The organism is Rhodanobacter sp. IGA1.0 (genome assembly GCF_040208325.1).
Lineage (GTDB): Bacteria > Pseudomonadota > Gammaproteobacteria > Xanthomonadales > Rhodanobacteraceae > Rhodanobacter > Rhodanobacter spathiphylli.
The window spans coordinates 3,562,173-3,575,923 of record NZ_CP157948.1; the positions used below are offsets into that span (position 1 = coordinate 3,562,173).

General features: G+C 67.2%; 13 protein-coding genes. 4 read left to right on the forward strand and 9 right to left on the reverse strand.

What is annotated here, in order from left to right; translation table 11 throughout:
* Window positions 1-163 precede the first annotated feature (163 nt).
* Window positions 164-2,182 (reverse strand): PA domain-containing protein, encoded by a 2,019-nt coding sequence (locus tag ABNK63_RS15970; RefSeq protein ID WP_007807101.1) that lies wholly within the window; start codon window positions 2,180-2,182, stop codon window positions 164-166.
* Window positions 2,179-2,631, reverse strand: coding sequence for a hypothetical protein (locus tag ABNK63_RS15975; protein WP_007807098.1), 453 nt, complete (start codon window positions 2,629-2,631; stop codon window positions 2,179-2,181). Before ABNK63_RS15975 ends, ABNK63_RS15970 begins: the two co-directional genes overlap by 4 nt.
* Window positions 2,632-3,020: 389 nt before the next feature.
* On the opposite strand from ABNK63_RS15975, the gene ABNK63_RS15980 reads away from it, so the two are divergent.
* On the forward strand, window positions 3,021-3,818 hold the full coding sequence (locus ABNK63_RS15980) for a TatD family hydrolase (protein ID WP_350016184.1): 798 nt from the start codon (window positions 3,021-3,023) through the stop codon (window positions 3,816-3,818).
* Window positions 3,819-3,843: 25 nt separating this feature from the next.
* Here the strand turns inward: ABNK63_RS15980 and ABNK63_RS15985 are convergent, their stop codons facing one another.
* The 5 genes from ABNK63_RS15985 to ABNK63_RS16005 form a co-directional block, all read right to left on the reverse strand.
* Window positions 3,844-4,380, reverse strand: a complete 537-nt coding sequence (locus tag ABNK63_RS15985; protein WP_007807094.1) for a pseudouridine synthase — start codon at window positions 4,378-4,380, stop codon at window positions 3,844-3,846.
* 33 nt (window positions 4,381-4,413) lie between these two features.
* Window positions 4,414-5,367 carry a methyltransferase gene (locus ABNK63_RS15990; RefSeq protein ID WP_350016185.1) on the reverse strand — a complete coding sequence of 318 codons (954 nt, stop codon included), beginning with the start codon at window positions 5,365-5,367 and terminating at the stop codon, window positions 4,414-4,416.
* Between the two features lie 76 nt (window positions 5,368-5,443).
* The gene (locus ABNK63_RS15995; RefSeq protein WP_007807090.1) at window positions 5,444-6,106 is read right to left on the reverse strand and encodes an NYN domain-containing protein; all 663 of its coding nucleotides are present in this window, start codon (window positions 6,104-6,106) and stop codon (window positions 5,444-5,446) included.
* Between the two features lie 82 nt (window positions 6,107-6,188).
* Window positions 6,189-7,301 (reverse strand): S-(hydroxymethyl)glutathione dehydrogenase/class III alcohol dehydrogenase, encoded by a 1,113-nt coding sequence (locus tag ABNK63_RS16000; protein WP_350016186.1) that lies wholly within the window; start codon window positions 7,299-7,301, stop codon window positions 6,189-6,191.
* Between the two features lie 221 nt (window positions 7,302-7,522).
* Window positions 7,523-8,443: a LysR substrate-binding domain-containing protein gene (locus tag ABNK63_RS16005; protein ID WP_350016187.1), complete on the reverse strand. Its 921-nt coding sequence runs from the start codon at window positions 8,441-8,443 to the stop codon at window positions 7,523-7,525.
* A 107-nt stretch (window positions 8,444-8,550) separates the two neighbouring features.
* Between ABNK63_RS16005 and ABNK63_RS16010 the strand changes: the two genes are divergently transcribed.
* Entirely contained in the window at window positions 8,551-8,733 is a 183-nt protein-coding gene (locus tag ABNK63_RS16010) for a hypothetical protein (protein ID WP_007807083.1), read from the forward strand.
* A 108-nt stretch (window positions 8,734-8,841) separates the two neighbouring features.
* Window positions 8,842-9,786 carry an aldo/keto reductase gene (locus ABNK63_RS16015; protein WP_350016188.1) on the forward strand — a complete coding sequence of 315 codons (945 nt, stop codon included), beginning with the start codon at window positions 8,842-8,844 and terminating at the stop codon, window positions 9,784-9,786.
* Window positions 9,787-9,799: 13 nt separating this feature from the next.
* Here the strand turns inward: ABNK63_RS16015 and ABNK63_RS16020 are convergent, their stop codons facing one another.
* Together ABNK63_RS16020 and ABNK63_RS16025 are read right to left on the reverse strand one after the other, a co-directional pair.
* A complete protein-coding gene (locus ABNK63_RS16020; RefSeq protein WP_350016189.1) occupies window positions 9,800-10,819 on the reverse strand; it encodes a TraB/GumN family protein in 1,020 nt (339 codons plus the stop codon).
* 122 nt (window positions 10,820-10,941) lie between these two features.
* The gene (locus ABNK63_RS16025) at window positions 10,942-13,167 is read right to left on the reverse strand and encodes an NADP-dependent isocitrate dehydrogenase (RefSeq protein WP_350016190.1); all 2,226 of its coding nucleotides are present in this window, start codon (window positions 13,165-13,167) and stop codon (window positions 10,942-10,944) included.
* 199 nt (window positions 13,168-13,366) lie between these two features.
* On the opposite strand from ABNK63_RS16025, the gene ABNK63_RS16030 reads away from it, so the two are divergent.
* Entirely contained in the window at window positions 13,367-13,735 is a 369-nt protein-coding gene (locus ABNK63_RS16030; RefSeq protein WP_040673067.1) for a hypothetical protein, read from the forward strand.
* The last annotated feature ends 16 nt before the right edge of the window (window positions 13,736-13,751 follow it).

The following is a 13,751-nucleotide window of genomic DNA, read 5'->3' on the forward strand; positions in this document are numbered from 1 at the left end:
CCCGCACCTCATGCGGGGGTGCATGCCGCACGTTGCGCGCGCTCATGCATGTCATGGACGTCCAGACGTCCATATGAATTCCTGGTTCCAGCATGGGCGGCGGGCTCCCATGCCGCGGGAGCCCGCTACCGCAACACGCGCCGGCAAGGCCGGCGCGTGCGACTTACTGCGGTGGCGCGACGAAACTGCCCTGCACGTTCACGCCGGCGTACGGCTTCACGCCGATCACCTTGATGAGGTACGTGCCCGCATTCGGCCTGGTCAGCACGACCGACTCGGTGTTGCCGGCATGGACCGACTTGTAGCCATAGTCGGCACTGGTCGGCTCGGCATCGACCGAAACGAACACCGAGACGTCGCCAGTGCCGCCGAAGGTGCGGATGCTCAGGCCGCGCGCACCTGCCGGAACATCCAGCGAGTACAGGGTTTCGCCACCGGCAGTGCCGGTCTGCCCACCCAGGGCCACGCCGTTGGTCAGCTTGATTGCGTCGGCATCACCACCCGGGCCGCCCGAGTTGTCCGGACCCCAGGCGTCATACTGCGCCTGGGTCTCGGCATCGCCCAGGCAAGCCGCCAGGCTGCTTGCCTGGCCACCCGTGATCAGGCCATCGCTGGCCAGCGCGGCGGCGTAGTTGCCCATCGCGGTGCGATAGTCACCCACGTTCGCGGCGGCGGCGGCGATGATCTTCGCGTTGGCCACCACGTTCGCGCCGACCACCAGGCCACCGGGTACCCAGGTCGGGATGCCGGTGTTGCAGGTCAGCAGCATCTGGCTGCCCTCATTGAGCTTCCAGCCCTCGTCCTTCAGCAGCGCCGGGGTGAGATCGAGATCGATCTGCCCTTCGAGATCCTGGTTGATCGCGTATTCCATGATCGCGTTCGGGGTCAGGCGCGTGTCGTAGTGCGAGAACGACGAACCCTGGGCCAGCACGGTGGGCGCGTACAGCTGCACGTTGCCTTCCGCATCGGTGCCGCCGAGGCGTGCCTGCGGGTCAGGCGTGAAAGCCACCATCAGGTTGGCCAGGTTGGCCTTGAACGTGTTGCCGTCGGCCTGGGTGATGCCGATGACCGGAATCGTGATCGAGGCGTCCTCGCCCGCCGGAATGATGGCACCGGCCGCGTTGTTGGCGATGATCACGCCGGTGGCCCCGGCGTTCTGCGCGTTCTTCACCTTGATCACGAACGAGCAGGTGCCCCGGTCGATCAGCGCGATCTTGCCGCTGACGCCGGCATCCACCGCGTTGCAGGCCAGCGGATCGGTCGGAGCCGCCACGCTGCCGGCGAAGTTCGCCGGGGTCGGCGCCGCGCCGAACGCCGCCGGGTTGTAGTCGTAGCTGCCGGCGATGCCTGCCGGCGCAGTGACATCGAAGGTCACCAGCGGAGCCAGCGACAGCGACGCCTCGCCCTTCACGTTGCTGCCGGTGAACACGACGTGGGTGTCATTGAGCGCGGCGGTCTTGCGCTCCGCGTCGGTCATCGCCGTCCACATCTTGCCCGTCGAGTTGTCCTTGACGAAGGTCGAGTAGATGTCCTGCTGGTCCTGGTTCTGCTTGCCGGTTGACAGGTTGTTGAACCCGGAGAAGCCCAGCCCGTGGGCCATTTCATGCAGCACCACGTTGAGGAAGTTGATCTGTCCGGCCGGCGTGTTGCCGTCCAGGCCGAAGTACCAGGCCGAGGTCTGCAGGCAGCCGGTGCTGCCCAGCTTGCTGTTGAAGCGGCTGACGATGTCCGGGGTATTCGCGGGCAGGTCGTTTTCCGTCGCCGCATCCGTGCCACTCAGCGCATCGGTGAGGGCGGAGTGGTACCAGGTGTCGGGAATCGCGCCGGCCGGCGCCGGGCTGTTGAAGGCGAAAATGTAGTTGGTGCCCGACGAACCCAGCACGCCCGAGGTGGCGTCGCAGCTCAGCGGAGTGAAGGTGACGGTGTTGATGACCGGCACGTTGCTCTGCAGCACCGCGCCCCACAGGTCACCGGCGAACTGGAACACGTTCAGCGCCTGCTGACCGCGCGTGGTGCCCGGGTTGCCGCCCACCGGCGAAACCGGCGTGGCGTCGTCCAGGCCCTGACCGGTGCCGGCATCGAGGTTGACGATCTTGATTTCGCCGGCAAACGCGGCGGTGCTGGCGAAACTGCACATGCCCAGGGCCAGCAGGGCGGCGAACAACTGCTTGCGGCGGATCATTGCAGCACCTCCTGCACGGGCTGGCTGCTGGTGGCAGCTTCGTCCTGGTGGTGAATGGCCACCGAACCGTCCGCCCGCGTCTGGGCGACCAGGCTGCTCACCAGGGTCTCGGGCACCTGCATCACGGCCGCGTACTTGCCGGTCTTGGTCCGCTTAAGGGTCTTCACCGCCTCCAGCTCGTTGCGCGGGCGTTGCGACAGCGCGTTGGCGGTTTTCAGGGGAGCCGCGTTGGCCTGCTTCAGCATGGCCGCGGACAATGCCGCGCGCTGGGCCGCCGACGGCGCGACCATCCTCCCGGTCGCCGGGTCGATCGCCACCTGCACGCCCTGGACGTTGACCGAGGTCACCTCCGGTTGCGCCACTTTCTGTTCGGCTGCGTTCGCCGCGCCCGCAACCAGCACGCCAGACAGCACCAGGCCGATTGCCCGTGCCACGACTTTCTTCTGCATGAAAACCCCTCCGTTGAGTGCCGCATCGTCAGCCGATGCCAAAATTTCGGGACGCTCCCCCGAGCGCCCCTGCACAGCAAGAATTTTTCGCGACGGAAGCGGGCCTGGGAGATCGACTTGCCGAAACCCGGTTAGCGCCCTGGGCAAGACCGGACGGCAACTTTCCACCGCGCAAAACCGACCACCAACCGCTATCGGGCGAACCCGCCCTAGCCGAACCGAGAATTCAATTCTGCGGACGACGTCATGGAAGCTATCAGCAAGTTCTTGCGAGCGTCAACGTAATTTCCTGTGGTCACGGAATGGCCTTTGCTGCCCTGCAAGATGTGTCGGGCTTGCCTGTCCGCAGGGGTCTGCCAGAATGGTCCGCTCCATCGCGACCCGGACCCATGCGACTGCTCGATATCGGTGCCAACCTCACCCACGAGTCCTTTCACCACGATCTGGATGCTGTGATGCAGCGTGCGCAGGCGCACGGCGTGGACCGGATGATCGTCACCGGCGCGTCGCGCGACGGCAGCGCCAGCGCCCGCGTCCTGGCGGCCCGGCATCCGGCCCGACTGTTTGCCACGGCTGGCGTCCATCCCCATCACGCCGTTGAATACGACGATGCGACCGACGCGGCGCTGCGCGAGTTCGCGCAGGACCCCGCGGTGGTGGCCATCGGTGAAACCGGCTTGGACTACAACCGCAACTACTCGCCGCGCGGGGTGCAGCTGGAGGTGTTCGAACGTCAGCTGCAGCTGGCGGTGGAGGTGGGCAAGCCGCTGTTCCTGCACCAGCGCGACGCCCACGGCGACTTCGTCGCCCTGCTCGCCCGCTACCGCGACAAGGTTCCGGGGGCGGTGGTGCACTGCTTCACCGATACCGGGGAGGCGCTGCGTGACTACCTGGCGCTGGACTGCCACATCGGCATCACCGGCTGGATCTGCGATGAACGCCGGGGCACCCACCTGCGCGAGCTGGTGCGCGGGATTCCGGCGAACCGGCTGATGATCGAGACGGATGCACCCTACCTGCTGCCGCGCACGGTGCGCCCGCAGCCCGCGCACCGGCGCAACGAGCCGATGTACCTGAAGCACATCTGCGAGGAAATCGCCCGCGATCGCGGCGAGAGCCTGGCCGTTACGGCGGCGAACAGCACCGCGACCGCCGAGGCGTTCTTCGGCCTTCCGCCCGCCTCGTGACCGGGGTGCGCAACGGCGCGGCGGCTCAGTCCGCCAGCACGCGCGTCTCGCCCGGAGCGAGGCCGGCGAGCCGGTGTTCGCCGATCTGCACGCGGATCAGGCGCAGGGTCGGGAACCCGACCGCGGCGGTCATCCGGCGCACCTGCCGGTTGCGTCCTTCGCGCAGCGTGAGGCTGATCCAGCTGGTCGGGATCGCCTTGCGAAAACGCACCGGCGGCTTGCGCGGCCACAGCCATGCCGGCTCGTCGACCAGTTTCGCCTCGGCCGGCAGGGTCGGGCCATCGCTCAGCACCAGGCCTCGCGCAAGCGCCTGCAGCGCTGCCTCATCGATGCTGCCGTCGAGCTGCGCCAGATAGGTCTTGGCCTGCTTGTGGCGGGGATCGGTGAGTCGATGGGCGAGGCGGCCGTCGTCGGTCAGCAGCAGCAGGCCTTCGCTGTCCTGATCCAGCCGTCCAGCGGCATAGACGTCCTTTTGCACGACAAGATCCGCCAGCGTCGGACGACCGCGATCATCGGTGAACTGGCAGAGCACGCCGTAAGGCTTGTTGAGGGCGATCAGCATGGGGGCGGGACAGCGCAGCGCATCAGGCCATGCTCAATGCGCTTCATGTCCGGCGGGCGCCGTCGGCTTGACGAACTTCAGCGTCATCCGGTCCGATTCGCCGATCGCCTGGTACTTCGCCTTGTCCCGGTCGCCCAGGGTCAGGGTCGGCGGCAGGGTCCAGACGCCCTTCGGATAGTCTCTGGTGTCTTTCGGATTCGCGTTGACCTCGCTGCTTTCCTCCAGCACGAAGCCGGCATCGGTGGCCAGCTTCACCACGTACGGCGTGGGCAGGTAGCCGCTGCCTTTCACCGCATCGATCACGGCGCCTTCGCCGGCGCGGTGATCGACCACGCCGAGCACGCCGCCGGGCTTGAGCACGTCGAAGAAGGCCTTGAACATGGCCGGGCCGGTACCGGCCGTGCCTTTATCGGCAGCAATCCAGTTGTGCACGTTGCGGAAGGTCAGCACCACGTCGGCCGAACCGGGCGCCCCGAACTTCGGCGCGGCAGCATCGAATTCGACGATGCGGGCGTTGCCATAATGCGCCGGGTCCGCAGCGAATTTCCGGCGCAACGCGCTGTCGTCGCTGCGAGCCTCGCTGTCGGCGGACGGGGCTTTCTCCGCGGCGATGTAATGGCCGTTGTCGTTCAGCAGCGGCGCCAGGATTTCCGCGTACCAGCCACCGCCGGGGGTGATCTCGATCACCGTCTGGTCGGGCCGCACGCCGAAGAACTGCAGGGTGGCCTTGGGATGGCGGTAGGCGTCGCGCGCGCGGTTGGCGGGCGAACGCCAGCTGCCGGCCAGCACGCCGTCCAGCTGCGAAGCGGTGAAATCGCTCGCGCTGGTGGGCGGCACCAGCTCATCCACCGGCTGATCCGACTCCACCGATCCGGCCGACGCGGCCTGTGCGCGGGAGGGCCCGGGCAGCAGCAGCGCGGATGCCAGCAGCAAGGCTGCCGCGATGCCGATCCCGGCAGGTTTCGCCGCTGCGGTTGCACGAATCATGGTCAACTCCCTGGCGTGTGGCGGAACGTTCGAACTTCCAATATCACGAAAACCATGTGCAATCCCGGTGCAGGCCTCAGGACGGACGCGGGCACACCGATTGCAGGCCGTCGATGTGTTCGTGCAGATCCGGCGCGATGCCCTGCCACATCGGGTCGAGGATGAAGTCGATGCCTTCGTAGCGGGCCAGCTTTGCGGCCGGGATGAAATCCGCGTCGCCGGCGATCAGGATGATCTGGTCGACCAGCTTCTTGTAGGTCAGCGCCGCGATGTCGATGCCGATCTTCATGTCGACCTGGGTCTGGCGCATGTCCGGCTCGAAGTGGCCGTCGTCCAGATCGTCCCAGCGCAGGCTGCCGTCGCGCAACTGCTGGTAGGCGCTGCGCTTCAGCTGCCACTCGCCGCGCTCGGACAGGCGCCCCAGCCGCAGCGCCATCTTGCGCTGGCGACGCAGCTGGTCGTGCAGTTCGCGGCGAAACGCGGCCGCGCCGGTACGGCCGAAGTCGATGCTGTCGCCGCTGACCGGCTTGATGAAACTCTTTTCCAGCGGCGGGCAATCGTAGAAGAAGATCCGGTACAGCTGCTCGCGCGGGCGGTCGACCGCCTTCAGGTGCTCCAGCGCCATGCCGAACACGGTCTTGGCCACCGCCCGCGCATCACCGGCGTCGCGCTCGCCGTAGACCTTGCGATAGCGGGCAAGAAAGAAGGCACCGTCGATGAGGATGGCAGTGCGGCTCATGGAACGACCCTGGGCATGACGTGTGCAGACATGGAAACGGCGAACGCCGTCAGCGTGGCTGGCGGCGCCCGCACATTCTACGTCAGTAGTGGATCACCGAGCGGATCACCTTGCCCTCGTGCATCAGGTCGAACGCCTCGTTGATGCGTTCCAGCGGCAGCACCTCGGTGATCATCTCGTCGATGCGGATCTCGCCGGCCATGTAGCGGTCGACGTAGCCCGGCAGCTGCGAGCGGCCCTTCACCCCGCCGAACGCCGAACCGCGCCAGACCCGCCCGGTGACCAGCTGGAACGGCCGCGTGCTGATCTCCTGGCCGGCGCCGGCCACGCCGATGATGATCGACTCGCCCCAGCCCTTGTGGCAGCACTCCAGCGCCGAACGCATCACGTGGACGTTGCCGATGCACTCGAACGAATAGTCCACGCCGCCGTCGGTGAGCTCGACGATCACCTGCTGGATCGGCGTGTCCGGGTAGTCCTTCGGGTTGATGCAGTCGGTGGCGCCGAGCAACTTCGCCATCTCGAACTTGGCCGGGTTGGTGTCGACCACCACGATGCGGCCGGCTTTCGCCATCACCGCGCCTTGCACCACCGACAGGCCGATGCCGCCCAGGCCGAACACCGCCACCGACGCGCCCGGCTCGACCTTCGCCGTGTTCAGTACCGCGCCGATGCCGGTGGTGATGCCGCAACCGAGCAGGCAGACCTTCTCCAGCGGTGCCGCCTTGTCGATCTTCGCCAGCGAGATCTCCGGCAGCACGGTGTATTCGCTGAACGTGCTGGTGCCCATGTAGTGCAGCAGCGGCTTGCCGTCCAGCGAGAAGCGCGACGTGCCGTCGGGCATCAGGCCCTGGCCCTGGGTCACGCGGATCTTCTGGCACAGGTTGGTCTTGCCGGACAGGCAGAATTTGCACTCGCCGCATTCGGGCGTGTACAGCGGAATCACGTGGTCGCCGACCTTCAGCGAGGTGACACCCTCGCCCACTTCCTCGACGATGCCGCCGCCCTCGTGACCCAGGATCACCGGAAAGCGGCCCTCCGGATCGGTGCCGGACAGGGTGAACGCATCGGTGTGGCAGACGCCGGTGGCCACGATGCGCACCAGCACCTCGCCGGCTTTCGGCCCGGCCACGTCGACCTGTTCGATGCTGAGTGGCTTGCCTGCTTCCCAGGCGACGGCGGCGCGTGACTTCATGGTTCAACTCCTGACGGCGGTCGACAACGACCCACGATGATGACGTGTCCGGGCAGATTGCGAAACCGCTTCAAGCCTGTGAAGAAAACCACTTCCTGTGGTTTTCTTCTATCGCGAGTCCGGTACATGCCCGGGCTCGCTCACATGAAACAGTCACTTGCGTGACTGCTTCATGCCCGGCCCTCCTGGCCGGCCTGAGAGGTTGAAAAACTCACAACCTCTCAGTCCATCGCCGTGTCCCCGGGCCGGAACGCCGACATCTGCCGCCGGTAATCCTCCGCCTCGGCCAGCAGCCACTCGCGGAACAGCTGCAGGCCGCGATGTTCCAGCGAGCGTGGCGGATACACCAGCCAGTACGCCTCCTTGACTGCCATGTAGCGCTCGCCCAGCACCTGCAGCCGGCCGGCATCGATCAGCGACTTCGACGTCACCATCCGTCCCAGCGCCACGCCAAGACCCTCCAGCGCCGCATGGCGCAGCGCATCGAGGCTGTCGAACTGGGCCACGTAACGCTGCGGGCGGGCGCCGCCGCTGCGCTTGAACCAGTCGTCCCAGCGCGTCGACGGCGCCGGCTCGCCGAGCAGCGGCCAGCGCGACAGGTCGCGCGGATCCGTGTCGCCCATCCGCGCCACCAGCTCGGGCGCGGCCACCGGCGCGATCCATTCGCCGAACAGCCGCTCGCTGTGCAGGCCGGGCCACTCGCCGCGGCCGTAGCGCAGGCCGACATCCACCGGTTCGCGCTCGAAATTCACCAGGGTCGACCCCGACTGCAGGCTGAGCTCCAGCTCCGGATGCGCGGCCACCAGCCGCGGCAGCCGGGGCACCAGCCAGCTCGACATGATGCCGGGGCTGGCGCTGAGCGTGAGTGCGTCATGGCGGCGCGTGCGATATGCCGCCAGCGCGTGCTCGATGCCGTCGAGGTGGCCGCCGACCGCCTCCAGCAGGCTGCAGCCTTCGACGGTCAGCGTCACGCCGCGCGGACCGCGTTCGAACAGGCGCCGTTCCAGGCGTTCTTCCAGCTGGCGCATCTGGTGGCTGAGCGCGCTGACGGTGAGGTTCGCCTGCGCTGCGGCGCGCGACAGGTTGCCCAGTCTGGCGACCAGCACAAACTGCTGCAGCAGGCCCAGCGGCAACTTTCCCATCTTGAATTTCCTTCAAGCCTGACTTGCGAATATATCGCTTTCTGGCGGCCTGGCGCGTGCGTATCTTGAGCGCTCCCCAAGTCGCAGCCCTCCCAAGGAGGCTCCCCATGAACTCGCTGTGGAAAGACCTGTTGTTCCTGCACGGCCACCTGGTGCGCAAGGAAGACCTGGACTGGCGTACCGACGCTCCGCTCAAGCCCGCCCGGGACGACAAGCAGGCCAGCCTGGCCAAACGCACCGTGATGGCTTGCTGCGCCCATGTGTGGCCGCGCCTCGCCGGCCCGCGCTGAACCTGGCGCGGGCTTGAATACTGCGGATATGCAGCCACTTCGACGAGATGGCGCGCCGCCGGCCGGGCCGCGCGCGGTTCCTTCGCCTGCCACCATCCGGGGTATTCCATGCACCAGCGCCCACTCGGCAACTCGCCGCTTTCCATCGCCCCGCTCGCCTTCGGCGGCAACGTGTTCGGCTGGAGCGCCGACGAGAAGCGTTCGTTCGAACTGCTCGATGCCTTCGTCGATGCCGGCGGCAACCTGATCGACACCGCGGACGTCTATCCGGCGTGGGTGCCGGGCAACCGCGGCGGTGAATCGGAAACCATCATCGGCAAGTGGCTGAAGCGGAGCGGCAGGCGCGACCGCGTGGTGATCTCGACCAAGGTGGCCAAGTGGGCCGAGCAGCCGGGCCTGTCGCCGGTGAACATCCGACAGGCGGTGGACGGCTCGCTGCAACGCCTGCAGGTCGACTGCATCGACCTGTACCAGGCGCACGAGGACGACGCCAGCGTGCCGATGGAGGAAACCCTGGGCGCCTTCGCCCGCCTGATCGAGGCGGGCAAGGTGCGCGTGATCGGTGCGTCCAACTTCAGCGCCGACCGCTTCGCCGACGCGCTGGCGATGTCGCAGCGGCACGGCCTGCCCCGCTACGAAAGCCTGCAGCCGGAGTACAACCTGGTCAGCCGCGCCGGCTACGAGCAGGCACTGGAGCCGCTGATCCGCCGCGAAAACATCGGCGTGATCAGCTACTACGCCCTGGCCAGCGGCTTTCTCAGCGGCAAGTACCGCAGCGCCGCCGACCTGGCCAAGAGCTCGGCACGCGGTGGCGCGGTGAAGAAATTCCTGAACCCGCACGGCCTGCAGGTGCTGGCCGCGCTGGACGCGGTGGCCGCCGCCCACCACGCCACCCCGGCCCAGGTCGCGCTGGCCTGGCTGATCGCCCGCCCCGGCCTCACCGCACCGATCGTCAGCGCCACCAGCGTGGAGCAATTGCGCGAATTGCTCGGGGCTACCGAACTGCAGCTGGATGGCAACGAGATCGCCCGGCTGGATCTCGCCAGCGCCTGACCATCCGCGGGGATCATTCCGGCGCGTCGACCTGGTAACCCTCGGCGCGCAATGTGGCCAGGTAGCCGTCCTGGTCCAGCAGCCCGTCCATCGGCAACAAGGCGAAGGTCTGCGCGTTGGTCGCCAGCGCCTTGCGCGCGGCCGCCAGCCAGGTGGCACGCAGGCGCGCCGGCACGTCGTCGAGGCCCAGTGTCTGCGCGAAGCCGGCGCCGGTCACCGCCGCCACGCACGCGTCGCGGCGATCGCTGTCGGGCAGTTCGCGCAGGGCCTGCAGGTCGCCGATGGCCCAGGCATTCGCCCGTGCGGTCATCTCCGGCATGTCGTGCTCGACGCTGTCCAGGGTGCGGATGAAGCAGGTGGTGTCGTGCGGCGCCGCCTGCCTGAAGGCCTTGATCGCCTCGCGCGGATGCTCGATCACCACCCGATATTCCACCGGCACCTCGGCCACGCCGTGCTGCTTGGCCAGACCGTCGATGCTGGCCTGGATACCCCCGGAACGGCTCAGGCCGTTCGCCTTCAGCGCCTTGTGGTAGAGCTCCTCCGACGCGAACAGCGGTCGCCAGCGCTCGACGCCGCGATCGCGACCAATGTATTTCTGCTTCAACACCTGCCAGCGTGCATACACCTGTGGCGGCAGCACGTCCTGCAGGCTGCGACCGTCGTCGTTCTTGCGCGCGCCGTACGCCGAGGGCAGCAGGAAAAGCTTGCCGAAGAAACCCACCTTGGCCTCGAGCCTGACCGCAGGCGCCAGCAGCACCTGCTGCGAGGCGGCGATCACCTGCGCCACCTCCTGCGATTGCCACTGCATGTCGCGGGGCAGCGGCGACAGCGTGCCCAGCACCCACATCACGTGATCCCCCTTGCCGACCTTCCACAGATCCGGCCCGGGCTGTACGCCGCTGACCATCACCATCGGCAGGTCGGCGACCCGGGTCGAGACGGATGACGATGTCGCCGGCGCGGACGCCGATTGCGCGAACAGCGGCAGGGTGACGATCAGCAGCAGCGGACACAGCCCTTGCCTAACTTGCATCGCGAAAACTCCCTCTCCAGATGATGACCGCCGATGCCGCGCGATACGAAGGCCGGCGCGACTGCAAAGAAAAACGGGGCGCCGATCGGCGCCCCGTTTCCGGCACGGGCCGGCTCAGTGCGTCACTTCGACAGCTGCGCCAGCGCCGCGTTCAATGTCGCACTCGGACGCATCGCCTGGCCGACCCTGGTCATGTCGGGGTGGTAGTAGCCACCGATCTCGACGCCATGACCCTGCACAGCGGCCAACTCGGCAACGATCTTCTGCTCGTTCTCGGTCAGCAGCTTCGCCAGCGGCGCGAACTTCGCCTTCAGCCCGGCATTCACGTCCTGGGCGGCCAGTGCCTGGGCCCAGTACAGCGCCAGGTAGAAATGGCTGCCGCGGTTGTCGATGCCGCCGACCTTGCGCGAGGGCGACTTGTCGGTGTCGAGGAACTTGCCATTGGCCTGATCCAGGGTCTTCGCCAGCACGTCCACTTCGGCGCTGCCGTAGCGGCTGCCCAGATGTTCCAGCGAGGCGGCCAGCGCCAGGAATTCACCCAGCGAATCCCAGCGCAGGTAGTTCTCTTCGAGGAACTGCTGCACGTGCTTGGGCGCGGAGCCACCGGCGCCGGTCTCGAACAGGCCGCCACCGTTCATCAGCGGCACGATCGACAGCATCTTCGCGCTGGTGCCCAGCTCCATGATCGGGAACAGGTCGGTGAGGTAGTCGCGCAGCACGTTGCCGGTGACCGAGATGGTGTCCAGGCCCTGGCGGATGCGCTCCAGCGAAAACCTGGTGGCGGCCACCGGGTCCATGATGCGGATGTCCAGCCCGCTGATGTCGTAATCCTTGAGGTAACGCTCGACCTTGGCAATCACCTGGGCATCATGTGCGCGCTGCGGATCGAGCCAGAACACCGCCGGCGTGTGCCGGGCGCGGCCCACCGCCAGCTTCACCCAGTCGCGGATCGGCGCATCCTTGGTCTGGCACATGCGCCAGATGTCGCCCGCTTCCACGTCGTGCTGCAGCAGCACGCTGCCCGCCTCGTCGATCACCTTGACCACGCCGTCGCCGGCGATCTGGAAAGTCTTGTCGTGCGAGCCGTATTCCTCGGCCGCCTGCGCCATCAGGCCCACGTTCGGCACGCTGCCCATGGTGGCCGGATCGAATGCACCGTGCGCCTTGCAGTCCTCGATGGTGGCCTGGTAGACACCGGCGTAGCTGCGGTCGGGGATCACCGCGACGATGTCCTGCAACTCGCCCTTCGCGTTCCACATCTTGCCGGAGTCGCGGATCATCGCCGGCATCGAGGCGTCGATGATCACGTCGCTGGGCACGTGCAGGTTGGTGATGCCCTTGTCGGAATTGACCATCGCCACGCCGGGACGCTGCGCGTACTCGGCGTCGAGGTCGGCCCTGATCGCCGCCTGGGTTGCTTCCGGCAGCGAGCCGAGGCGCGCGTACAGGTCGCCGATGCCGTTGTTCGGATTGAAGCCGGCCTGCTTCAGCACGTCGGCATGTTTCGTCAGCACGTCCTTGTAGAACTCTCCCACCACCACGCCGAACATGATCGGGTCGGAGACCTTCATCATGGTGGCCTTCAGGTGCAGCGAGAACAGCACGCCGCGCTTCTTCGCATCGGCGATCTGCGCATCGATGAAGCTGGCCAGCGCCTTGCGGCTCATCACCGACGCGTCGATGATCTCGTCGGCGAGCAGCGCGGTCTTCGGCTTCAGCACGCTGTGGCTGCCGTCCTTGCCGAACCATTCGATGCTGACGTTGCCGGCCTTTGCGACCACGACGGACTTTTCGCTGCCGTAGAAATCGCCGCCATCCATGTGCGCCACGCGGGTCTGCGAATCGCCGCTCCACGCACCCATCCTGTGCGGATGCTTGCGCGCGTAATTCTTCACCGAGACCGGCGCGCGGCGATCGGAATTGCCCTCGCGCAGCACCGGGTTCACCGCGCTGCCCTTGACCCGGTCGTAGCGCGCCTTGATGTCCTTCTCGGCATCGTCCTTCGGCGCATCCGGGTAATCCGGCAGTGCGTAACCCTGATCCTGCAATTCCCTGATCGCGGCCTTCAACTGCGGCATCGAGGCGCTGATGTTGGGCAGCTTGATGATGTTCGCTTCCGGCGTGGTGGCCAGCTGGCCCAGCTCGGCGAGGTCGTCGGCGATGCGCTGGTCTTCCTTCAGCATTTCCGGAAACAGCGCGATGATGCGCCCGGCCAGCGAGATGTCGCGCGTCTCCAGCCGGATGCCCGCGGTGCCGGCGAACGCGCTGACGATCGGCAGCAGCGACTGGGTGGCCAGGAATGGCGCTTCATCGGTGAGGGTGTAGATGATCTTCGGGGTCTGGGACATGGCGAGCGGGGATTCCCTGGCAAGGGCGGCATAACCGCGACAGATGACTGCCCATTGTCGCGCGAATGCCCGCCCCCGGCCACCGCAGACCACGCGCGGGCGTGTGGCCATGTCAGAATGCGCCGGCTGGCGCGGGTCGTGCCGGCCGCTTGCGCCATCAGGCGCAGCGCGTGACCAACGCCGATGACAAGGAAGGAATATGAGTCAGTTGAGCCAGTCCATCGTCGACTTCATCGCCGGCCTGCAACCGCTGTACACCTGCCAGCACGCCGACGGCCGCGAATGCGCGCTGTCGCTGCTGGACGGCTCGCTGATCCTGCCGGTGGACGAAACCCACTCGGCCGAACCGGAGGGCTGGGTCGCGGTGTACTGGCAGGGCGACAGCCGCCGCCATTCCGAAGTGCCCGGTGCGCAACTGGCCAGCGTGGCGGTATGGCGCCATGTGGAACTGCATGGGGCCGGACGCGATGCGGACGAGCGCCTTGCATTGCGCGACCAGCTGGCCAGGCGCTTCGAGCGGGAAACCGGCTTGTCGCTGCAGCACGCGGCCGCGGGTTTGCCCGCGTGATCTGTCGGGCGGCCGA